This is a genomic window from Nocardioides islandensis (genome assembly GCF_015352455.1).
Taxonomy (GTDB): domain Bacteria; phylum Actinomycetota; class Actinomycetes; order Propionibacteriales; family Nocardioidaceae; genus Nocardioides; species Nocardioides islandensis.
The window spans coordinates 77293-100203 of sequence record NZ_JADKPN010000009.1; the positions used below are offsets into that span (position 1 = coordinate 77293).

18 protein-coding genes are annotated in these 22911 nt (G+C 71.3%); 10 read left to right on the plus strand and 8 right to left on the minus strand.

The window, feature by feature from the left end:
• The 6 genes from kdpA (at position 1) to ISU07_RS14955 (ending at position 8481) form a co-directional block, all read left to right on the plus strand.
• The gene (gene kdpA, locus ISU07_RS14930) at positions 1 to 1662 is read left to right on the plus strand and encodes a potassium-transporting ATPase subunit KdpA (RefSeq protein WP_194707615.1); all 1662 of its coding nucleotides are present in this window, start codon (positions 1 to 3) and stop codon (positions 1660 to 1662) included.
• Positions 1662 to 3755: a potassium-transporting ATPase subunit KdpB gene (kdpB, locus tag ISU07_RS14935; protein ID WP_194707616.1), complete on the plus strand. Its 2094-nt coding sequence runs from the start codon at positions 1662 to 1664 to the stop codon at positions 3753 to 3755. Before kdpA ends, kdpB begins: the two co-directional genes overlap by 1 nt.
• Before the next feature lie 28 nt (positions 3756 to 3783).
• Complete coding sequence (gene kdpC, locus ISU07_RS14940) at positions 3784 to 4365, plus strand: potassium-transporting ATPase subunit KdpC (RefSeq protein ID WP_194707617.1); 582 nt, start codon at positions 3784 to 3786, stop codon at positions 4363 to 4365.
• A gap of 4 nt (positions 4366 to 4369) precedes the next feature.
• A complete protein-coding gene (locus ISU07_RS14945; RefSeq protein WP_194707618.1) occupies positions 4370 to 6934 on the plus strand; it encodes a sensor histidine kinase in 2565 nt (854 codons plus the stop codon).
• A 14-nt stretch (positions 6935 to 6948) separates the two neighbouring features.
• Positions 6949 to 7623, plus strand: coding sequence for a response regulator (locus tag ISU07_RS14950; protein ID WP_194707738.1), 675 nt, complete (start codon positions 6949 to 6951; stop codon positions 7621 to 7623).
• An 81-nt stretch (positions 7624 to 7704) separates the two neighbouring features.
• Complete coding sequence (locus ISU07_RS14955) at positions 7705 to 8481, plus strand: DUF4118 domain-containing protein (protein ID WP_194707619.1); 777 nt, start codon at positions 7705 to 7707, stop codon at positions 8479 to 8481.
• A 223-nt stretch (positions 8482 to 8704) separates the two neighbouring features.
• On the opposite strand, the gene ISU07_RS14960 is transcribed toward ISU07_RS14955, so the two are convergent.
• Complete coding sequence (locus tag ISU07_RS14960; protein WP_194707620.1) at positions 8705 to 9037, minus strand: STAS domain-containing protein; 333 nt, start codon at positions 9035 to 9037, stop codon at positions 8705 to 8707.
• A 35-nt stretch (positions 9038 to 9072) separates the two neighbouring features.
• Positions 9073 to 9333, minus strand: coding sequence for a MerR family transcriptional regulator (locus tag ISU07_RS24115; RefSeq protein WP_323742632.1), 261 nt, complete (start codon positions 9331 to 9333; stop codon positions 9073 to 9075).
• A gap of 182 nt (positions 9334 to 9515) precedes the next feature.
• On the opposite strand from ISU07_RS24115, the gene ISU07_RS14970 reads away from it, so the two are divergent.
• Complete coding sequence (locus ISU07_RS14970) at positions 9516 to 9959, plus strand: Hsp20/alpha crystallin family protein (RefSeq protein WP_194707622.1); 444 nt, start codon at positions 9516 to 9518, stop codon at positions 9957 to 9959.
• 489 nt (positions 9960 to 10448) lie between these two features.
• On the opposite strand, the gene ISU07_RS14975 is transcribed toward ISU07_RS14970, so the two are convergent.
• A complete protein-coding gene (locus ISU07_RS14975) occupies positions 10449 to 11111 on the minus strand; it encodes a DedA family protein (protein WP_194707623.1) in 663 nt (220 codons plus the stop codon).
• A 261-nt stretch (positions 11112 to 11372) separates the two neighbouring features.
• Between ISU07_RS14975 and ISU07_RS14980 the strand changes: the two genes are divergently transcribed.
• The gene (locus ISU07_RS14980) at positions 11373 to 13595 is read left to right on the plus strand and encodes an MMPL family transporter (protein ID WP_194707624.1); all 2223 of its coding nucleotides are present in this window, start codon (positions 11373 to 11375) and stop codon (positions 13593 to 13595) included.
• 80 nt (positions 13596 to 13675) lie between these two features.
• Here ISU07_RS14980 and ISU07_RS14985 read toward each other — a convergent pair whose 3' ends face one another.
• Positions 13676 to 14332, minus strand: coding sequence for a response regulator transcription factor (locus tag ISU07_RS14985; protein WP_194707625.1), 657 nt, complete (start codon positions 14330 to 14332; stop codon positions 13676 to 13678).
• Positions 14320 to 15474: a sensor histidine kinase gene (locus ISU07_RS14990; RefSeq protein WP_323742636.1), complete on the minus strand. Its 1155-nt coding sequence runs from the start codon at positions 15472 to 15474 to the stop codon at positions 14320 to 14322. Before ISU07_RS14990 ends, ISU07_RS14985 begins: the two co-directional genes overlap by 13 nt.
• Before the next feature lie 157 nt (positions 15475 to 15631).
• Between ISU07_RS14990 and ISU07_RS14995 the strand changes: the two genes are divergently transcribed.
• A complete protein-coding gene (locus tag ISU07_RS14995) occupies positions 15632 to 16576 on the plus strand; it encodes a response regulator (protein WP_194707627.1) in 945 nt (314 codons plus the stop codon).
• On the opposite strand, the gene ISU07_RS15000 is transcribed toward ISU07_RS14995, so the two are convergent.
• From ISU07_RS15000 to ISU07_RS15010, 3 genes are read right to left on the minus strand one after another with little or no spacing between them, the layout of a single operon-like run.
• Positions 16516 to 18585 (minus strand): sensor histidine kinase, encoded by a 2070-nt coding sequence (locus ISU07_RS15000; RefSeq protein ID WP_194707628.1) that lies wholly within the window; start codon positions 18583 to 18585, stop codon positions 16516 to 16518. The two genes, ISU07_RS14995 and ISU07_RS15000, sit on opposite strands and share 61 nt — an antisense overlap.
• Positions 18569 to 19849: a sensor histidine kinase gene (locus tag ISU07_RS15005; protein ID WP_194707629.1), complete on the minus strand. Its 1281-nt coding sequence runs from the start codon at positions 19847 to 19849 to the stop codon at positions 18569 to 18571. The genes ISU07_RS15000 and ISU07_RS15005 overlap by 17 nt, the downstream gene beginning before the upstream one ends.
• Positions 19846 to 20535, minus strand: coding sequence for a response regulator transcription factor (locus ISU07_RS15010; RefSeq protein ID WP_194707630.1), 690 nt, complete (start codon positions 20533 to 20535; stop codon positions 19846 to 19848). The genes ISU07_RS15005 and ISU07_RS15010 overlap by 4 nt, the downstream gene beginning before the upstream one ends.
• A 159-nt stretch (positions 20536 to 20694) precedes the next feature.
• Here ISU07_RS15010 and ISU07_RS15015 point away from each other — a divergent pair, with 159 nt between their 5' ends.
• Positions 20695 to 22899, plus strand: a complete 2205-nt coding sequence (locus tag ISU07_RS15015) for an MMPL family transporter (protein WP_194707631.1) — start codon at positions 20695 to 20697, stop codon at positions 22897 to 22899.
• The last annotated feature ends 12 nt before the right edge of the window (positions 22900 to 22911 follow it).

The following is a 22911-nucleotide window of genomic DNA, read 5'->3' on the forward strand; positions in this document are numbered from 1 at the left end:
ATGTCCGACACCTCGGCCGGCCTCCTCCAGGCCGGCGCCCTGATCGCTGCGCTGGCGCTCTGCTACCGCCCGCTGGGTGGGTACATGGCGCGAGCGCTCTCCAGCGAGCACGACCTCCGCGTGGAGCGCGTCGTCTACCGCCTGGTCGGCGTCGACCGGAAGGCCGACCAGCGGTGGACGGTGTACGCCGTCTCCCTGCTGGGCTTCTCGCTCGCCAGCGTGGTCCTGCTCTACGTGTTGCAGCGCGTGCAGAGCGGACTGCCGTTGTCCGTCGGGCTCGCCGGCGTCGACCCGGCGCTCGCGTTCAACACCGCCGCGTCGTTCGCCACCAACACCAACTGGCAGGACTACTCGGGCGAGGCCACCATGGGCCACCTGACGCAGATGGCCGGGCTGGCGGTGCAGAACTTCGTGTCGGCGGCCGTCGGCATCGCCGTAGCCGTCGCCCTGCTGCGCGGCTTCACCCGTTCGTCGACCGACCGGGTGGGCAACTTCTGGGTCGACCTGACCCGCTCGGTCGTCCGCATCCTGCTGCCCCTGTCGATCGTCGCCGCCGTGGCCCTGATCCTCATGGGGGTGGTGCAGAACCTCTCGTCCGGCACCGACGTCACGACCTTGGTCGGTGGGCACCAGACCATCCCTGGCGGACCGGCGGCCTCGCAGGAGGCGATCAAGGAGCTCGGCACCAACGGCGGCGGCTTCTACAACGCCAACTCGGCCCACCCGTTCGAGAGCCCCAACCCGCTCTCCAACTTCTTCGAGAACTTCCTCCTGTTGCTCATCCCCGTCGCCTTCACGCGGACCTTCGGCATCCTCGTCGGTGACAAGCGGCAGGGGTACGCCGTGCTCGCCGCGATGGGGGTCATCTGGGCGTCGCTCGTGGTGGCGGTCACCGCGCTCGAGGTCAACCTCGACGGCTCCGCGTTGCAGGCGGCAGGGGCCGCGATGGAGGGCAAGGAGACGCGCTTCGGCGAATGGGCGTCCGCCATGTTCGCGGTGTCGACGACGGGTACGTCGACGGGGGCCGTGGACTCGTTCCACTCGTCCTTCAGCGGGGTCGGCGGCGGGCTGCTCATCTTCAACATGGGTCTGGGTGAGGTGGCTCCCGGTGGTGTCGGCTCGGGCCTCTACGGCATCTTGATGCTCGCCATCCTGGCCGTGTTCGTGGCCGGGCTGATGGTCGGGCGCACGCCGGAGTACCTCGGCAAGAAGATCACCAGCCGGGAGATGAAGCTGGTCTCGCTCAACGTTCTCACCATGCCCGTGGTGGTCCTGGTCGGCACCGCGATCGCCATGTCGTTCACCTCCACACGGGCCTCGATGCTCAGCGGCGGGACGCCGCACGGCCTCTCCGAGGTGCTGTACGCGTTCACGTCCGCCACCAACAACAACGGCTCGGCTTTCGCGGGACTGTCCGCGAACACGACGTTCTACAACGTCGCGCTCGGCCTGTGCATGCTCATCGGCCGCTTCGTGCCGATCGTGTTGGTACTGGCCCTCGCCGGAAGCCTCGCGCGCCAGCAGTCGGTGCCGCGCACCGGCGGCACGCTCGCGACGCACACCCCTCTGTTCGTGGGCCTGCTCGTCGGCGTCACCGTCATCGTGGCCGGCCTGACGTTCTTCCCCGTCCTCTCCCTCGGTCCTCTCGCGGAAGGCTTGTGATGACCATCCAGACCCACCCGGAGCCCAGCAGTCCGGGCCCCACGCCCACGGAGGCGCCGAACCGGGTCGCTGCCGGGCTGCTCGACCCCACGATGCTGCTCACCTCCCTGCCCGACGCCGCGCGCAAGCTCGACCCCCGGGTGATGTTCCACAACCCTGTGATGTTCGTCGTCGAGATCGGCGCCGTGCTGTCCACCGTGACGGTGCTGACCGGTCCCAGCGCCTTCGCCTGGATCGTGGTCATCTGGCTCTGGCTGACCGTTCTCTTCGCCAACCTCGCCGAGGCCGTGGCCGAGGGACGTGGCAAGGCCCAGGCCGCGACGTTGCGGCGCGCCAAGACCGAGACCGTTGCGCACCTGCTGGACGGCACCGAGGTGCCGGCCCCGCAGCTCAAGGTCGGTGACCGCGTCGTCGTCGTCGCCGGCCAGGTCATCCCCGGCGACGGCGACGTCGTCGAGGGCGTGGCCAGCGTCGACGAGTCGGCCATCACCGGTGAGTCCGCCCCCGTGATCCGCGAGTCGGGCGGCGACCGGTCCTCGGTGACGGGCGGTACCAAGGTGCTCTCGGACCGGATCGTCGTGGAGATCACCGCGAAGCCCGGTGAGAGCTTCATCGACCGGATGATCGCGCTCGTCGAGGGGGCGAGCCGGCAGAAGACCCCCAACGAGATCGCCCTCAACATCCTGCTCGCCAGCCTGACCATCGTCTTCCTCGCGGCCACCGCGACCCTGCAGCCGTTCGCCGTGTACGCCGGCGCGGAGCAGGCCGTGGTCGTCCTGGTCGCTCTGCTGGTGTGCCTGATCCCGACGACGATCGGCGCGCTGTTGTCGGCCATCGGCATCGCGGGCATGGACCGGCTGGTGCAGCACAACGTGCTCGCGATGTCTGGCCGGGCCGTCGAGGCTGCCGGCGACGTGGACACCCTCCTCCTGGACAAGACGGGAACCATCACGCTCGGCAACCGTCAGGCCCACGAGCTGATCCCCGTCGGCGGCGGGACCGCCGAGAGCCTGGCCGATGCCGCCCAGCTGTCGAGCCTGGCGGACGAGACGCCTGAGGGGCGCTCCATCGTCGTGCTCACCAAGCGCGGCTACGGGCTGCGCGAGCGCAGCGACGGCGAGCTGTCCCGCATGTCGTTCGTCCCGTTCACCGCCGAGACCCGGATGTCCGGGGTCGACCTGCACGACCAGGGCGGCGACCGGCAGATCCGCAAGGGAGCCGCGTCGGCCGTCATGAAGTGGGTGCGCGACAACGGCGGCCACCCCACGGGTGAGGTCGGGCAGACCGTGGACGCCATCGCGGCCAGTGGTGGTACGCCGCTGGTCGTGGCCGAGCGGGCCGGCGGCAGGGCGCGCGCCCTGGGCGTCATCCACCTCAAGGACGTCGTCAAGTCGGGCATGCGCGAGCGCTTCGACGAGATGCGCCGGATGGGCATCCGTACCGTGATGATCACCGGCGACAACCCGCTCACCGCGCGTGCGATCGCCGAGGAGGCCGGCGTCGACGACTTCCTCGCCGAGGCCACCCCCGAGGACAAGATGGCGCTGATCCGGAAGGAGCAGGAGGGCGGGCGGCTGGTCGCGATGACCGGCGACGGCACCAACGACGCCCCGGCGCTCGCCCAGGCGGACGTCGGAGTCGCCATGAACAGCGGCACGTCGTCGGCCAAGGAGGCCGGCAACATGGTCGACCTCGACAGCAACCCCACCAAGCTCATCGAGATCGTGGAGATCGGCAAGCAGCTGCTCATCACCCGCGGCGCGCTGACGACGTTCTCCATCGCCAACGACGTGGCCAAGTACTTCGCCATCATCCCGGCGATGTTCGGCGGCGTGTACGCCGGCTTGGACAAGCTCAACGTGATGCGTCTCGACAGCCCGGAGTCGGCCATCTTGTCCGCGGTCATCTTCAACGCGCTGATCATCCTGGCCCTGGTCCCCCTGGCCCTCCGCGGAGTCCGCTACCGGCCCTCCTCGGCCTCGGAGATGCTGGGCCGCAACCTGGCGATCTACGGGCTGGGTGGCATCGTCGCCCCCTTCGTGGGCATCAAGATCCTCGACCTGCTCGTGTCCCAGATCCCTGGGATCGGCTGAGCGATCGACTGAAAGGCAACGAACACACATGAACGCCACGTTCGCCCAGTTCTGGGCCGGTCTGCGCATACTGCTCGTGATGACCGTGCTGCTGGGCCTGGCTTACCCCCTGGTGCTCACCGGCTTCGCCCAGGTCGCCGTCCCCGGACGCGCCGACGGGTCGATCGTGGAGCGTGACGGGAAGCCCGTCGGGTCCTCCCTGATCGGCCAGTCGTTCGCCGACGACCCGTCGTACTTCCAGAGCCGGCCGTCCGCGGCCGGCGACGGGTACGACCCGCTCGCCTCGTCTGCCTCCAACCTGGGGCCGGAGTCCCCCGACCTGCTCCAGCTCATCGCAGACCGGCGTGCCGCGGCCGCCGAGCTCGACGGCACGGCGCCCGCCGACGTCGCCCCGGACGCCCTGACGGCCAGCGCCTCGGGACTCGACCCGCACATCAGCCCGGAGTACGCCGCACAGCAGGTGGCCCGCGTCGCCCGCGAGCGGGGTCTGAGCGAGGACGTCGTACGCCGGCTGGTCGAGCAGCACACCACCGAGCGCACCCTGGGCTTCCTCGGCGAGCCCCGGGTGAACGTCCTCGAGCTCAACCTCGCGCTGGACGCGCGAGACTAGAGCCATGGCAGGCAAGCGGGGACGGCTCCGGGTGTACCTCGGAGCTGCCCCTGGTGTCGGCAAGACCTTCTCCATGCTCGGGGAGGCCCACCGCCGGGCGGAGCGCGGCACGGACATCGTGGTCGGGTTCGTCGAGACCCACGGCCGACCCCACACGGCCGAGCTGCTGGAGGGTCTGGAGGTCATCCCGCGCCGGACATTGAGCCATCGCGGCGCCCAGTTCGAGGAGATGGACCTCGACGCCGTCCTCGCCCGCCGGCCGAGCGTCGCCCTGGTCGACGAGATGGCGCACACCAACGTGCCCGGCTCGCGCAACGCCAAGCGCTGGCAGGACATCGAGGAGCTGCTCGCCGCGGGGATCGACGTCATCACGACGGTGAACGTCCAGCACCTCGAGTCGGTCAACGACGTCGTGGAGAAGATCACCGGAGTTCCGCAGCGGGAGACCGTGCCCGATGCCGTCGTCCGGGCCGCGGACCAGATCGAGCTCGAGGACATGACGGCCGAGGCGCTGCGCCGCCGGCTGGCCCACGGCAACGTCTACCCGTCGGAGAAGGTCGACGCTGCCCTCTCCAACTACTTCCGAGCCGGCAACCTCACGGCGCTGCGCGAGCTCGCGCTGCTGTGGACGGCCGACCGCGTCGACGAGGCACTCCAGCTCTACCGGGAGCAGCACGACATCACCTCCACCTGGGAGGCGCGCGAACGCGTGGTCGTGGCCCTGACCGGCGGCCCTGAGGGCGAGACCCTCATCCGCCGCGCCGCACGTGTCGCCACCCGGGCCAGCGGCGGCGACCTGCTCGCCGTTCACGTCGCCCGCTCCGATGGGCTGGCCGGCGCCAGCCAAGGTGCGCTGGCGCGCCAACGGCAGCTGGTCGAGTCCCTCGGCGGCAGCTACCACCAGGTGCTGGGCGACGACGTTCCGGAGGCGCTGCTCAGCTTTGCCCGCGCCGAGAACGCCACCCAGCTGGTGCTGGGCGAGAGCCGGCGGTCGATCCTGTCGCGCGCGCTCTCACGGGGAACGGCCGGCGAGGTGATCCGTCAGTCCGGCGACATCGACGTGCACGTGGTGACCCACCACCACACGGGTCTCGTGCCCACGCTCCCCCGGGTGCGCGGGAGCCTGTCGCGCCTACGACGCCTCCAGGGGTTCGGCCTCGCCGCGGTGCTGCTTCCCCTGATGACAGCAGTTCTCGTGCCGGCAGGCCCCCAGCTCAACCTGGTCAGCGACATGCTGCTCTTCCTCCTGGCGACCGTGGTCGTGGCGATCGTCGGCGGCCTGGCACCGGCCATGGTCACGGCCGTCCTCGGGTCGTTGCTCCTCAACTACTTCTTCACACCGCCGCTCCACACGCTGACCATCCGCGACACCAACAACAGCCTCGCCCTGCTGGTCTTCATCGTGGTCGGCATCCTGGTCAGCTCGGTCGTCGACATGGCTGCGCGTCGTACTCGTGAGGCCTCGCGCGCCGCCGCCGAGGCCCGCACCCTGGCCAACCTGGCCGGCAGCGTGCTGGGCGGCGAGGAGGCGCTGACCTCCATGCTCGAACGGGTCCGCGAGACCTTCGCGCTCACGTCGGCCACGGTGCTGCAGAAGGAGGACGGCGACTGGATGGCGCTCGCCCACGCGGGACCACCCTGTGCGCGACCCGGTGAGGCGGAGACCGACGTACCGGCCGGTGACGGGCTCGTCCTCGCCCTCAAGGGCCGCATCCTCGAGGCCGAGGACCAGCGCCTGGTCGGTGCCTTCGCTGCCCAGGTCGGCGTCGTCGTCGACCGGATCCGGCTCTCGGCCGCCGCCGCCGAGGCCGCTCCGCTGGCGGCCGCGAACCAGATGCGTACGGCGCTCCTCGCCGCCGTGGGCCACGACCTGCGCACACCCCTCGCGGCGGCGAAGGCCGCGGTCTCCAGCCTGCTCATGGTCGGCGAGGGCATGCTGAGCGCCGAGGACCGACGTGAGCTGCTGACCGCCGCCGACGAGTCCCTCGACCGCCTGGCCAAGCTCGTCGACAACCTGCTCGACATGAGCCGGCTCCAGGCCGGAGCGCTCACCGTCACCGTGCAGCCCACGTTCGTCGACGAGCTGGTCGCGCGCAGCCTGGACGACCTGGGCGACGACGCCCTGCCCGTGCGGGCCGACGTACCCGACGACCTGCCCCCTGTTCTCGCAGATCCTGGGCTGCTCGAACGCGTCGTGGTCAACCTGCTGTCCAACGCGCTGCGGTACTCCCCGTTCGACGCCACACCGCACGTCACGGCCAGCCGTCTCGACGAGCGTGTCGAGATCCGGGTGGTGGACCGTGGGCCGGGCATCCCGTCGTCGGAGTGGGAGGCGGTGTTCCGGCCGTTCCAGCGCCTCGGAGACACCGACAACACGACCGGAGTAGGCCTGGGCCTGGCGCTCGCACGCGGGCTCACCGAGGCCATGGGCGGCACGTTGGAGCCCGAGGAGACCCCTGGCGGCGGCCTCACCATGGTCGTCTCGCTGCCGGTCGGCGACGACCAGACGATGGGGGCCCCCGGCCTGCGCGAGCGCCAGGCCGCGGTGGCCCCGGGAGCCAGGTCGTGACCCGGTCCGCGACCATGGTGCTGCTCGTCGACGACGAGCCGCAGCTGGTTCGGGCGCTCGGGATCAACCTGCGCGCGCGAGGGTATGACGTGTACACCGCCGCCACCGGCCGCGATGCCCTCCACACCGCCGCCGAGCACCCGCCGGACATCGTCATCCTCGACCTCGGCCTCCCCGACATCGACGGCGTCGAGGTGGTGATGGGACTGCGCGGGTGGACCGCCGTACCGATCCTGGTGTTGTCGGGTCGTTCCGACAGCGCCGACAAGGTCGAGGCGTTGGACGCCGGCGCCGACGACTACGTGACCAAGCCCTTCGGCATCGACGAGCTGCTCGCCCGGCTCCGCGCGATGGCACGCCGCAACCCCTCACCGGAGGACCAGCCGGTGGTCACCATCGGCGACGTCACCGTCGACCTCGCGGACCGCCGCGTCCGTCGCGGGGACCAGGACGTCCGGCTGACGCCGACGGAGTGGCACCTGCTCGAGGTGCTCGTGCGCAACCCGGGCAAGCTGCTCAGCCAGCGACAGCTGCTCCAGGAGGTGTGGGGTCCCGGTTACGAGACGGCGCAGGGCAACCTGCGCCTCTACATGGCCCAGCTCCGCAAGAAGCTCGAGCCCGACCCGGCGCGACCGCGACACCTCCTCAACGAGCCCGGCATGGGATATCGGTTCGAGCCGGACAGGTAGGCAGCTGAGGACGCGTCAGGATCGCGTCAGGATCCGGGCGAACCCGTTGAAAGCGGGCCTTCAGGGAGGCTTGATGGAGGTGTGGAGGTTCGCACCGGCTCGCCCGCAATCCTGTACGGCGCCGCGCTGGTCGGCCCGATCGCCGTGTCCACGGCACTGGCCGGGCTCCGCGGCACGGTGCACGACACGAATGCCGTGCTCGTGCTGGTACTGGTCGTGGTCGCCGTGGCGGCCGCAGGCTCCCGATCGGCCGGCATCGTCGCCGCTCTCTCCTGCGCGGTCTGGTTCGACTTCTTCCTGACCCAGCCCTACCTCACGTTCACGATCACCCGGCGCGACGACGTCGAGACCGCCGTGCTGCTCACCGCGGTCGGCCTCGCCGTCACCGAGATCGCGCTGTGGGGACGCCGGCAGCAGGCTCGCGCCAGCCGACGCGAGGGCTACCTCACCGGGGTCGTCGGCGCCGCAGCGCTGGTGGCCGAGGGAGAGGCCGAGCCGGCCGTGGTGGTGGACTTCGTGCGCCGCCAGATCATGGAGGTCCTGGGGGTCGACCGTTGCGAGTTCGTGCCCGGACCGCCCGTGTCCCGCCCCCGCCTGATCCAGGACGGCAGCATCGTCCGCGATGGGCAGACGCTCGACGTGGACCGTGCGGGGCTGCCGACCAACGACGTCATCGAGCTGCCGGTCAGCCGGGGCGGCGTCGTCCTCGGACGGTTCGTGCTGACGGCGGCTGCCCGCGTCGTGTGGACCACACGCGAACAGCGGCTGGTGGCCGTGACCCTGGCCGACCAGGCCGCTGCCGTCCTCTCCGGCAACCAGTCGGAGCCGAAGCCGGGCAACCTGGGCCGGACCCCCTAGCGCCACAAGTCCCGACGCCCGGCCCGGCCGACTCCCTACTTCGCCAGCTGCCGGGTCCACCGCTCCTCGATGCGACCGAACTTCCACACGCTGAGCGCCACGCCAATGAGGCTGACCCATCGAGCAGGCGCCAGCATGACCAGGTCGTCGGCCGCAGGACCCCGCCGGCGTCACGGTGCCAGGTCATCGACGGGCACCCGGGCGCCGGCGCGCCGCGGACCGACTACTCGCCCTCAGCACGCCACGAGGCGCCCGAGATGCCCGACACGGCGCTGAGCGAGTCTTCGGTCAGTGGGGACATCCCGCGCAGCCGGAGCCGGACCCCCTTGAGGGCCAGTTCCTGCTGGACGGAGGCCAGGGCCGCTGCCCCGGCGGCGTCGACGTGGATGCAGCAGCGGAGGTCGAGGACGACCAGCCGTGCACCGTTGTCGGCATCGCCGACGAGTCCCAGGACGAGGGCGGTGAAGCCGGCCGCGGTGCGGCGTTCGAGTCGACCGATGACCGCGACGTGGACCGCGTCCTGGCGACGTGAGACCTGTAGGCACAGCTGAGGCATGGCTGCTCCCTCCCGGCGCCGAGGGGCCGCGGCCGTCAACGATCGTGGCGAGGAACGCCGCCCAGCTCGCGGACCTGGTCGCGGAGCTGGTCGGACTCGAGCTCCAGGGTGAGGACCCGCGCAATCCCGGCGAGGTTCAGCCCGGCGTCGAGGTACATCACGATCCGCCCGATGCGGTCGATGTCCCGCTCGCTGTAGCGGCGAGTGCCCCCTTCGGTGCGCTCCGGCGTGAGCAGGCCGCGTCGCTCGTAGACACGCAGCATCTGCGCGTCCACACCGGTCAGGTCGCTGGCCACGGAGATCGCGTACAGCGCCGCGTCCGGGTCCCTGTCCCTCCTCGTGGCGGTGACGGTCGCCTCCTCGATCCTCTTGCGTTTGATGACATCGTATGGTACATGAAATATGTATCCGTCACTATCGATCTGGCGTGATGAACGATCGGGAGATGCCAGATCGACCATCACTGTGGAGGTGAGACATGTTGATGCGAAGCGACCCGTTCCGTGAGTTCGACCGGCTCGCCCAGCAGCTGCTCGGCGCCGGCACGACGTCCCACCCGGCGGTCATGCCGATGGACGCCTGGCGCCAGGGCGACACGTTCGTGCTGGAGTTCGACCTCCCGGGCGTGCGTCCGGAGACCGTGGACATCGATGTCGAGCGCAACGTCCTGACCGTGCGGGCCGAGCGCCCCGCGAGGAACGGTGACTGGGAGCTCCTGGCCGCCGAGCGCCCCTCCGGCTTGTTCAGTCGCCAGCTCGTGCTCGGTGACAACCTGGACCTCGAGCGGGTCGAGGCCGGCTACGAGGCCGGCGTGCTCCGGCTGACGATCCCGGTGGCAGAGCGGGCCAAGCCGCGCAAGATCGAGGTCTCGACAAGCCAGTCCGACCAGGCGCAGGGCCAACCGGCGGCCATCGACTCCTGACCGATTCCGGCAGCCATGCACGCACCCGCTGCCACGACGGCGTACCTGACCCTCCCGGGTGCCGTTGCGCACGACACCTCGGCCGGCACCGCCTGGATCGACGACACCTGGCTCGACCTGGTGCTGGCGGAGGAGGACTGGGTCCGCCGGGAGTTCGACGAGCTGATCGCCCATGGGTGGGGCGGCCGCGGCCTCTCGCGCCCGCCCACCAGTCGAGGAGCACACGAACCGCGGAGACCGACGCCGCGGTACGGCCCCACCCACCACCGGTCCCTCGTCACCGGCGAGCAGGTCGGCCTGGGCCACCGAGCCACCAGGCGGTCCCGCAGCCCGCCCGACGAGGAACCGCAGCAGGCACGTGCGGTCATCGAGGAGAGGAGGTGCACACCAGCACGAACGAGGACAGAACCATCAGGATCAACGGGCGATCACCGACAGGGTGGTCGCCCGTTGGTGCACCGCCGATGCCATGCCCGAAGCGGCGATCCCTCAGTCGGAGCCGCGCTCGCGCCACCAGTGGATGCCGGCCGGGATGATGGTCAGGAGCAGCAGCCCGAGGATCAGGTAGTCGATGTGATGGGCCAGCCACGGGAATCTGTCGCCCACGAAGTACCCCGTGAGCGTGATGCCCAGGACCCACAGCAGGGCGCCCACCAGGCTCCAGGTGAGGAACCGCGGCCGCTTCATCTTCGAGGCTCCGGCGACGACGGTGACGTAGGTGCGGACGACGGGGACGAAGCGTCCGATCACCAGGGCCTTGCGGCCGTGCTTGTCGAAGAACGCCTCGGTGCGGTCGAAGTAGTCCTGCTTGAGGACCCTGCCGTCGTGGTCGTAGATGGCGGGTCCCAGCTTGTTGCCGATCTCGAACCCCAGGACGTTGCCCAGCATCGCGGCCCCCACCAACAGCAGGCAGGACAGGCCGAGGTCGATCAGCGGTGAGCCCGGGAGGATCGAGAGCTTCTCGCCGGCCAGGAACAGCCCGATCGCCACGAGGAGCGTGTCGCCCGGGAGGAACGGGAAGAACAGCCCGCACTCCACCACGATGATCGCCAGGCTCACCCAGAGGAAGCCGGCGCCGAACTGGTCGAGCATCCATTCGGGGTCGAGCCACTTGATGCCGAAGAGCAGGGGGACGAGCAGCGCGGACGGCATGGGTTCCTCTCCCGGAAGGGTGAGCAGGACCGTCGGTCGCGGCCAGCCCTCGGCGGAGGCTAGTGATCTCGCACGCGCGCTGCCTCACCCCTAGGGGCTGCCGTCCGACACCGGGTGAGCGCAGGGCTCTCCCGCCTCGCCACTTCTCCGCTTCGCGTCTCTGGATGAGCCGCGACGTGGGTGCCATCGGAGAGGGACTTTCGACCCTGGAGGCGTCGGCTCCGGAGGCCGGAGAGTTGGGAGTGAGCGTGGGGAGCCGGCATGAGTGGGAAGCAGGGCATGGCCGCGGCCGTGAGCGGTTGGAGCGTGCGGCACCGCGTGACCGCAGTCATGGGCTGGCTGGCGTTCGTCGCCGTCACGATGATGGTCGGCTCGCTGGCCGGACAGCAGCAGATGACCGAGGAACAGTACGCCGCCGGCGACTCGGCTCGGGTGATCCGGATCCTCGACGCGGCCGGTCTGAGCACGCCGGCCGCCGAGATGATCCTGGTGACCAGTGACCGGTCCGTCACCGGTGGCGCCGCGCGCCGCACCGTGGCCGACCTCATCACGCGGCTGCAGTCCACGGCCGACGTGACCGCTGTCGTGGAACCGTACGAGAACGGGCTGGTGTCGGCCGACGGCCGCTCGGTCCTGGTCCGGGTGTCGATGTCCGGCGACCCCATGACCGCCGCCGACCGGGTCCAGCCGATCCTCGACACCGTCGCGGAGGTCAGCGCGGCCCACCCCGAGCTACGGTTCGACGAGTTCGGCGACGGCTCCGCCAACCAGTGGTTCAACGAGACGATCGGCAAGGACTTCACGCGGGCCGAGTGGACCTCGGTCCCCCTCGCCGTCGGGATCCTCCTGGTCGCCTTCGGAGCCTTCCTGGCCGCCGTGCTGCCGGTCGGTCTCGCGCTCACGTCGTTCCTGGCGGCGAACGGGCTCCTGGCACTGGTCAGCCATCGCCTGAGCCTGGACACCTCGGCCAGCTCGGTGATGCTGCTCGTCGGCCTCGCTGTCGGTGTGGACTACTGCATGTTCTACCTGCGGCGGGTGCGGGAGGAGCGAGTCCGGGGCAAGGACCCCGCGACGGCGTTGCGCGTGGCGGCGGCGACGTCCGGCCGTTCGGTGCTCATCTCGGGACTGACCGTGATCGTCGCCATGTCGGGGATGTTCCTGTCCGGGATGCTGATCTTCGACGGGTTCGCCGTCGCGGCCATCCTCGTGGTCCTGACCGCCGTCCTCGGCTCCCTGACCGTCCTTCCCGCCGTGCTGGCTCTCCTCGGCGACCGGGTCGAGCTCGGCAAGGTGCCGGGGCTCGGCCGGATGCGCCGCCCCGGCGAGGGCAGCCGGGCGTGGAGCGCGATCCTCGGCCGGGTGCTGAAGCGGCCCGGCGTCTCCGCCCTGCTGGCCGCCGGCGCCCTCCTCGTGCTCGCGGCCCCGGCGGCGGGCATCCACACCGAGAACCTGAGCCTGGACAAGCTGCTGCCGCCGGACGCGAGCATCATGCGGAGCTACCACCGCATCACGGCCGCCTTCCCCGGGGGACCGGCCCCCGCGCGCGTCGTGGTGAAAGCCGCCGACGTGCAGTCGGCCGACATGGCTGCGGCCGTGAAGGAGTTCCGGTCCCAGGCCGTCGGGACCGGCCTCGTCAACCCGCCGCTCGTCGTCGACGCGCACCCTGATTCCGGCGTCATCGAGATCTCGGTGCCGCTGGCGGGCAACGGCTCGGACGCCACGTCGTCCCGCGCGCTCCACGCCCTCCGGTCCGACGTCGTGCCCGCCACACTCGGAAGCGTGCCGGGCGCCGAGGCCTACGTCGGTGGCCAGCTCGCCTTCTCCGAGGACTTCAACACCCAGCTGCAGCACGCGATCGTCCCGGTCATCATCTTCGTCCTGGTGCTGGCCTTCATCCTGATGCTGGCGGCCTTCCGCTCGGTCGCCATCGCCACGGTCTCCGTGCTGCTCAACGTGCTCTCGATGGCGGCCACGTTCGGGGTCATGGTCGCGGTCTTCCAGCACGGCTGGGGTGCGGACCTCGTGGGCGGTGGCGACGTCGGTGCCATCCAGTCGTGGATCCCCCTGTTCGCGTTCGTGATCCTCTTCGGCTTGTCCATGGACTACCACGTCTTCGTCGTGTCCCGGATCCAGGAGGCGCACGACCGCGGCCTGCCGACCAAGGAAGCCGTGGCGCACGGGATCAAGATCTCGGCCGGCGTCGTCACCAGCGCGGCCGTCATCATGGTCGCGGTCTTCGCGGTCTTCGCGACCCTCTCGCTCACCACCTTCAAGCAGCTCGGCGTCGGGCTGGCGGTGGCCATCCTGTTGGACGCCACCGTGGTCCGCGCCGTGCTGCTGCCCTCGTTGCTGGCGTTCCTCGACGACCGGATCTGGTGGCTGCCGCGCTGGCTGGCCTTCCTGCCCCAGACGGCCCCGGACCAGGACGCCGTCGTCCCCCAGCCGTCGGTGTCACTCGACGAGCGGAAGCCGGCGGGGGTGTAGGCGCAGCGGACCCCTCGCGCCCACCCGGCACATCAACATCACGGGCGCCGAAGCGCGCCGGAGCCGGCCCCGCCCACTCGTCAGGACTGGTGTGCGTCATGGACGACGATGGCGACCTGGACGCGATTGACCACGCCGAGCTTGGCGAACAGCCGCGACACGTGGGCCTTGACCGTCGCCTCTCCCATGAAGAGGGAGGCGGCGATCTCGGCATTCGAGGCCCCCGATCCCACCGCGAGCGCGACCTCGTGCTCGCGGTCCGTGAGGTCGGCGAGCCGGCCGGCGGCGGCGCGGTAGCGGTCGGAGGCCTGGCCGGCGGCGAAGTGGCCGATCAGGGTGCGAGTCACGGACGGCGAGATGATGGCGTCGCCCGAGGCGACCACCCGGATGGCGTGGATGATCTCGGTGGGCGGGGTGTCCTTGACCAGAAAGCCGCTGGCACCGGCACGCAGGGCGCTCATCACCTGGGCGTCCGCTTGGAACGTGGTCAGCACGATGACGTGCGGTGGTGTGTCGAGCCGGCGCAGCGCCACCGTGGCGGCGATGCCGTCTATCTCGGCCATCCGGATGTCCATGAGGACGACGTCGGGGCGGTGCTCGCGGACCGCGGCCACGGCGCGAGCACCGTCGTCGGCCTCGCCGACGACCTCGAGGTCGTCGGCCGCGGAGAGGATGGTCCGCAGCCCGGCGCGCACCAGGGCGTCGTCGTCGACGAGCAGCACCCTCACCCTGGCCACGGCAGCTCCGCCTCCACCATGAAGTAGCCGGTGTCGTCCGGTCCGTGCACGAGCGTGCCGCCCGCGAGGGCCACCCGTTCATGGAGGCCCAGGAGTCCGGCGCCGGCCCCGGGCAACACAGGGCCGGCGTGGGAGTGCACCGGCTGCCGGTTGCGGACGCTGACGTGCAGGCCCTCGTCCGGAGCACCGCTGACCCGTACCTCCGCCGCCGTCCCCACGGCGTGCTTGCCGATGTTGGTCAGTGCCTCCTGCACGATCCGGTACGCGTCGCGGCCCAGTCCGCTCGGCGCCGTCTCTGCGTGGCTCACGTGCATCTCGAAGGCGATCTTCGCGCCCGCGCGCCGCGTCTCCTCGACCAGCCGAGGGATGTCGGAGAGCCGCGGCTGCGGAGCCTCTTCCTCCTGGCCCGGTCCGTCGCGGAGCACCCCGATCACGCCACGCAGCTCCTCGAGGGCCTGACGCGCCGTCGAGCGCAGCAGCTCGGCGGTCTGCCTCACTTCGGCAGGCGGCAGGTCGGGCCGGATCTCGAGGGCTCCCGCGTGCAGTGCCACCAGGGAGATCCGGTGGGCGAGCACATCGTGCATCTCGCGAGCGATGCGCGTGCGCTCCGCCATCCGCGCCGTGTCCTCGTACAGGCGCTGGTCCGCCTCGGCCCGCAGCGCGCGCTCCCGAAGGCTCAGCAGCAGCAGACGGCGGGCCCGCACGAACATGCCCCACGCAACCGCGGCCAGCGCCAGGGGCGTGGTGACCAGGACCACCGAGACAGGGTCGGTGGTCGGGCTGTAGACGGCGAAGACCACGGCGCACGGGACCCACCAGGCAAGGGCGACCAGCACCGCTCGGATCGGTCGGTGCACGGCGAGCGAGAAGAGGGCGAACAGGCCGGCGGCGGTGGCCGACATCGAGACGGTCCCCAGCAGCACGCACGCGATCGCGACGCCGAGCGGCCACCGCCTCCGCCACCACAGGGCGACACAGGCCAGTCCCCCGCCGACGACGTCGACGAGCACCTGCGCGGTCGGCAGCGGGGTCGTCGCGTCGTGGAGGGCCGGGCTCAGGAAGATCGCACCCACCACGGCCGCGGCCAAGCAGCCGACCACGTCGACGAACCGGTCTCGCCGGTTCGCCCGCCCGAACATCACCCTCCGCAACCGGACATCCCCCCACCGTAGGCGTCTCGGGGACGGTGCGACATCGACGAAGGTCGACGGGGCCCTGACGAAAGGAGGTCGTGTCCCGCCGCTCCGGCCAGTCCCACGGCCGATGTGCTCGCCGTGGCGTCTCGCCAGGGTGATGAGCATGAAGCAGCTCGAGCAGCCCACTCCCATCACCCTCTGGCAGGTCAACCTGCTGCGCGTCGGCTACCTGGTCATGGGCGGCGGCCTCGCCGTCTACAAGTGGCCGCTGCTGGTCGACCACGAACCGTGGAGCCTGGCCGAGGGCACCGTCGAGTGCCTCCTGGTAGGGATGTCGCTCCTCGCGCTGCTCGGTCTGCGGTATCCCGTCCGGATGCTGCCGATCCTGTTGTTCGAGGTGACGTGGAAGGTGCTCTGGCTGGGCGTGGTGATCCTGCCGTCGTGGCTCGACGGTCCCCTGGACGCGGCGACTCGCGAGCAAGTGGGCAAGGTGCTGTGGGTCGCCATCGTCGTCGCGGTGATCCCCTGGCGACACGTGGTGGAGAGCTGGGCGATGGCGCCGGGCGACCCCTGGCGACGTGCCTCCCTCGCCGAGGCCGACGCCGCAGTCCGCACGTCAGCGAGTGCCCCCGCGCGCGAGCGACGCCCTGACGCTGCGGGCTGCCACCGGTTGACGTACGGCTGGCCCCCTCCCGCGCTCGCTCGCGCACCGCGAGACTCGAGCGTGGAGGTGGCGACGAACGTGACGGTGGTCCGGGTCCTGCTGGTCGACGACCAGGAGCCCTACCTGCGCGCGATGTCCGCAGTCGTGGAGGAGACCCCGGGTTTCGAGGTGGTCGGGCGAGCGATGGCGGGCGAGGACGCGCTCGACCTGGCCGTGATGCTGCTGCCGGACCTCGTGCTCCTCGACGTCAACCTCCCCGGCATCGACGGACTCGAGACGGCACGCCGGCTGCGTGCCCTCCAGCCCTCGGTCGTAGTGCTGCTCCTGTCCACGTACGACGACGAGGCCGGCGAGTCCTTCGTCTCCGAGTCCGGAGCAGCGGGCTACGTGACCAAGGCGGCGTTCGGGCCGGACCGGCTCGCGGCGGCCTGGACCGGCAGCTGAGCCTCGACGACCGTGCAACCGTCGGCGGTCGTCACGACCAGCGTTCCCCCGGCCGCTTCGACGCGGTCGCGGGTGTCGTCGATGGCCATCGCCCCGCGGTCGACACCGGTCACGACCAGGCTCAGCCGGTCGGCCCGCACCGACACCACGACGGACGGGTCGTCGAGGTCTCGCGTCGTCTCGGCGGCGCAGAAGTACGCCGCCGCCTCGACGCGTGCAGGAAAGCGTTGGCGCGTCGTCGACTCCCCCACTACGAGGCGCGCGGACTCCCCCGCTCTCGCGACCAGGGACGCCAGCGCGGTCGGCAGGCCGGACCGGGACAGCTGAGCCGGGAACACGCCGCGGGTGATCTCGCGCAACGCCACCAACGCGGAGTCGAGCGAGACCTGCAGCCCGGTCAGCACGACGGCGCGCTCGGTCGGGTCGGCATCGGGTCCGGCGAGCCGGTCCAGGCGATCCGGCAGCGGGGCCAGGTACGGCGCCACCCGCCGGTCGATCGCGCGCTCGAGCCGGCTTCGTTCGGCGTCCCCCGCGCTGATCAGCCGCCGACGCGAGTCGTCCAGCTCCTCGGTGCGCCGGGCCAGGCGCTCCACCTCGACCGTCAGCTCCGCGGCCAGACGTGCGCTGCGGAACGCCAGAGCGGCTTGCTCGGCGAGGTCCACCAGCAGCCGCCGTCCGACCGGTCGCACCGTGCGGCCGGGCGGCATCGTCACCTCGACGCGGCCGAGGAGCTCGCCCCGGTCGACGACGGGGACGTCGAGGCGTTCGCCCTTGTCCTCCACGGACTCCGTTGGCCAGTCGGAGACCTCATCCGGACCGGACGGCACGTGGAGCCTGACCCGGACGTGCCGGGCGTGGACGGCCCGACCGGCGGCGTCGGCGACAGCGGGCAACAGGTCCGCCGGGTCGGGACTCTCGCCCAGCCGACGGCTCAGCTCGGCCAGCGCCTCGTACGGTGCCGCGGCCGCCCCGAAGGCCAGTCGGTCGGCGACGCGCACGACCCGTCGGCGGAGCGGCTGGAACGCCAGGGCCACCACGGCCGTCGCCACCAGGGAAGGCCAGAAACCGTCGGTCCGCCCCTCCACCGCCAGTCCGACCAGCACGACGACCGCGACGTAGCCCACCGCCACCAACCCCGCAGCGAACGCGAAGACGAGCGCCCGGTTGAGCACGAGGTCGATGGCGATGAGCCGGTGCCGCAGCACGGCGATGGCCACGCACACCGGGACCGCAGCCTGCGCGATCCGCAGAGGGAGGGCGGCCAACCACGTACCTTCCTCGCCCTGGATGCGCGGGATGGCCAGGATGCACACGACTCCGAGAGCGAGCATCGCCGCCGCCGACGCGATCCAGAGCAGCTGCAGCCGCTCGTCGTCCGCGGCCCGCCGGAGTCGCAGCACGAGGGACACGACCGACGCGATCAGGGCCGTCGCGACGAGCATCCAGCCGACGGTGAGCAGCGGCAGGGAGATACCTCGGTTGCCGAAGTCCTCGCCCACGACGAACTCACCGGGACGGATCGTGAACGTGCCGACGGTGCGCAGCGCGAGCCCCGCTGCCGCGACGTACACGACCCAACGCCAACGCCTGCACAGCAGGCGACCGTCGGGGGCGAGGAGGAACACGATGATCTGGGCGGTGAAGGCCGGCCAGCCCAGCAGCGGCCCGGCCCACGCGGCGACGTGCGCCCAGTGGTGCGACCCGGGCCCGCCCCCGTCCAACACCCACGTGCTGTAGGCATCGGCGGCCAGGGTCACCGACAGCAGGCTCGCTGCCGACAGGAGCCAGCCCAACCGGTGCCGCGGATGCTGGGCGACGATCAGCGCACCCATCACGGCGTACCCGATCCCCGCCAGGGGTGAGAGCGGCCAGCCGTGGTCGGCCCAGGTCGCCTCGCTCAGCAGCGGGCGGTGCGCCGCGGTGAAGATGGTGTCGAGCACGAACGCGGTCGTCGCGAGCACGACCACGCCCCACGCGAGGTGGCGGCGCACGTCAGACGTCCCTGTCACGCGCGGGCCCCACGGCGGTCACGATCGTCCCGGCTCCGGCCCGAGAGGTCACCGTCACCGAGCCGCCGACGGCGTCCAGCCGGTCGCACATGTTCATCAGTCCGGCGCCCGTCCCCGCGGCGAACGCGTCCGGCGCGTCGAAGCCCGAACCGTCGTCGGTGACGTCGAGACGCCAGCGTCCCTCCTCCTGTCCCAGCCCCACCGTCACCCGGGTGGCGCCGGAGTGCTTGGCAGCGTTCTGGACCGCCTCCATGCAGCAGAAGTAGAGGGCGGCCTCGAGAACGGGGGGAGGACGACCGCTGCCCGAGGCCTCGACCGTCACGGCGACCGAGCTCGCCGCGAGGCCCGACCTCAACGCCGCCACGAGACCGTCGTCCGCCAGCATCTGGGGGTAGATCCCGCGGCTCAGCGACGACAAGGTCACGATGGCCAGCCGCGCGGCGTCCGCCTGCTCTGCGAGCACCTGGGTTGCCCGGTCCGGTGACCTGCGCGCGACGACCTGGGCGAGCCGCAGGTTGACCGCCAGGGCCACCAGGTGCTGCTGGGCCCCGTCGTGGATGTCGCGCTCCAGCCGGCTGCGTTCGGCGTCCTGGGCCTCGATCACCCGGCCGCGCGAGCCCTCGAGCTCGCGGGTACGTTCCTGGAGCTCGCGATGCCGGACCTCGAGCTGCGCCCGCAACCCGACCAGCCGCAGCACGAGTCCGGCCTGCCCGGCCAGCCCGACGAACAGGCGCTCTTCGACGGCTGTGAGCGGCACTCCGGGACGCTCCTGGAGCCGGAGCTCCGCCAGCACCTGGTCGCCGTACCGGACCGGAAGGCTAAGCGGATCGTCCGCCCCGACCACCGGCCGCGCCTGCTCGGCCGGCCAGCGGCCCGCCAGCGACAGCTGCCCGGAACCCTGGAGCCAGACCTGCGCCCACTGGGCACCGGTCCCCTGGGCCAGCAGCCGCGACATGCGAGTCGGGACGTCTTCGGCCGCGTCCCCCTCGCCCGCGTCGACGCCACCGGCGAACCGGGTCAGGACGTCGTACGGCGTGGCGAGACGCAGCGAGATCCGCTCGAGCCGGCTCTGCACCGGGGCGAACGCGAGGGCCACCACGGTGGTCGCCAGCACCGAGAGCGCCGCGCTGGGCGAGTCGGTGCGGCCGAGGAGCACCCCACCTCCGAGCACGACCAGGACGTAGACGACCAGCACGAAGAGCACGAGCCCGCCGACCACCACCGCGCGACCCGTCCCCCGCTGGTACAGGTCGCGGACCTTCATCGACGGGTGCCTGATCCGCTGGGGCCGCCGGCTTCCAGGAAGGCCAGGACCGCCATGACGCGCCGGTTGGTGACGCGCTCGTCGGACAGCCCCAGCTTCTGGAACAACGCGCCGATGTGCTTCTCCACGGCGCGCTCGCTCATGAACAGAGTGGTGGCGATCGTGGCGTTGTTCCGGCCCGTCGCCATCTCCTGGAGGACCTCGCGCTCCCGGTCGGTCAGCCCGTGGATCGGTCCCCCGTCGCTGGCTCGCTTGCGCGCCACCAACGCCTCGACCACCTGGGGGTCGAGCACCGAGCCGCCGCGGCTGACCTCGCTCACCGCGCGGACCAGCTCGGCGACGTCGCCGACGCGCTCCTTGAGCAGATAGCCCAGACCGGTCACGCCGTCGACGAGCAGCTCGAACGCGTAGTCCTCCTCGACGTACTGCGACAGCACCACCACCCCCACGTCCGGGTGCTCGGCGCGGATCCGCTTGGCGGCCTCGATGCCCTCATTGGTGTGCGTGGGTGGCATCCGGATGTCGGTGAGCACGGCGTCGGGCGACGTCGCCGCGACGGCCCGCATCAGCGAGACCGGGTCGCTCGCCATCGCCACCACCTCGATCTCGTCGACCTCTGCCAGGAGCGCGGCCAGGCCTTCACGGACCAGGAAGTTGTCGTCGGCCACGACGAGGCGGAGCGCCACTCCTGCGACTCTACGCACGGACCCACTCCGGCGAGGTCGTGCTGACCCGCACGACCCGTGGTGCTAGCCCCCCTTGTCGTGCTGCCCGCCCCATCGTGCCGCGGCTCCGCCCTTCCTAGCGTCGACGGCACCACCACCTTCCCGACCAGAGGAGTCACGATGCTCGTACGTCTCGCTGATGGGTGCTTCCAGCACCGTCGTCTCGTGGTCCTGGGCTGGGTCGCCGCCCTGGTCGGGGCCTTCGCACTCGCCGGCACGTTCGGTGGGGAGTTCAAGCAGGACTACCTCCAACCGGGCTCCGAGTCGCAGCACGTCGCCCACACCCTCCAGGCCGACTTCCCCCAGCGGGCCGGCGACACGATGCAGGTCGTCGTGCACTCCGACACCGGCGTGACCTCGCCCGACGTGGTGGCTCGCGTCGAGGCGGTCCTCGCCGAGGTCGCCGTCGCCCAGCACGTGGTGGGTGTCGTCAGCCCGTTCTCCGCGGACGGCGCGCAGCAGGTCTCCGCGGACGCCACGACGGCGTATGCGAATGTCGCCCTCGACCGGACGGCCGACGAGCTCACTGCCGACGAGGCCGCGGCTCTGGTCGACCCTGTGCTGGCCGCCGGTGACGACACCCTGCAGGTCGAGGTCGGCGGCCCCGTGGCGACCAAGGCGCAGACCGTCGCCATGGGCTCTGAAGGCATCGGCCTCCTCGCCGCCGCGCTCATCCTTCTCATCACCTTCGGCTCCGTGGTCGCGATGGGCCTCCCGCTGCTGACCGCCCTGTTCGGCCTCGGCGTCGCGATGGCGCTCGGCGAGGTGCTGCGGCGAGTCGTCGACGTACCGGACTGGGCGCCGTACACCGCCGCCATGGTCGGCCTCGGCGTCGGCATCGACTACGCCCTGCTGATCGTCACCCGGTTCCGCACCAGCCTGGCCGCAGGGCAGGACCCCCGACGCGCGACGCAGACCGCGATGGCGACCGCCGGCCGCGCCGTCGTCTTCGCCGGCATGACCGTGGTCATCTCGATGCTCGGCATCCTGCTGATGGGGCAACCGGCCATGAACGGGTTCGCCTTCACCGTCGTGCTCGCCGTGCTCGTCGTGATGGTCGCGACGGTGACACTGCTCCCCGCCGTCCTCGGCTTCGCCGGGCGGAACGTCGAGCGCCTGCACGTGCCGTTCGTCAGCCGCAATGCCGGGTCGTACGACGCGTCACGCTGGTTCCGCTGGAGCCGCTTCATCCAGCGCCGCCCCTGGTGGGCCGCGATCGGTTCGATGGCCGTCCTCGTGGCCCTGGCCGCTCCCTTTCTGGGCATCCGCTTCGGGTTCCCCGACGCCGGGAACGCCTCACCCACGCTGACCACTCGCCAGTCCTACGACCTCATGGCCGACGGCTTCGGTCCCGGGTACGCCGCACCCCTGCTGCTGACGGTGCAGGGCTCCACGGAGGATCTCCTCGGGTCCGCCGACACGGTCGGCGCGGCCCTCGGCGAGGTCGCCGGCGTGGCCTCCGTCAGTCCCGCGATCCTGAGCCCGAGCGGGGAGACCGCGTTGCTGACGTTGACCGCCACCACCTCACCACAGGACGTCGCCACGGAGGACCTGGTGCTGCTGCTCCGCGACTCGGCCGTGCCCGCAGCCACGGTTGGTACGAGTCTCACCGTCGAGGTCGGCGGGCCCGTGGCGGCCAACGTCGACACCACCCGGGGCGTCGCCTCCCGGCTGCCGCTGTTCTTCGGCGGCGTGCTGCTCATGTCGTTCCTGCTGCTCATGATGGTCTTCCGCTCGGTCCTGGTGCCGGTGAAGGCCGTCGCCATGAACCTGCTGGCCAGCGCCGCGGCGTTCGGGGTCCTGACGCTCGCCGTCAGCGGCGGCTGGCTCGGCGACCTCGTCGGGATCCCCGAGGCCATACCCGTACCGATCCAGCTGCCCATCGGGATCTTCGCGATCCTCTTCGGGCTGTCGATGGACTATGAGGTCTTCCTCCTCTCCCGGATCAAGGAGGAGTACGACCGCACCGGCGACAACGCCCTCGCCGTCGCCGACGGCCTTGCCAAGTCCGCCCGGGTCATCACCGCCGGCGCGGCCATCATGGTCACCGTCTTCGTCTCGTTCGTCCTCGGCCACGACGTGATGGCCAAGATGTTCGGCATCGGCCTCGCTGCCGCCGTCCTCGTCGACGCCACCCTCGTCCGCATGGTCCTGATCCCCGCCACCATGGAGCTCCTCGGCGACCGCAACTGGTGGCTCCCCGCGTGGCTCGACCGCATCCTTCCCCGCCTGCGAGTGGAGGCAACGGAGGAGCTCGAGTCCGGAGACCGACTTCCGGACGGGGCCGACGAGCATCAGCGCGCCGCAGCAGGTCACCTCATGTGACGAAGGGTCCGC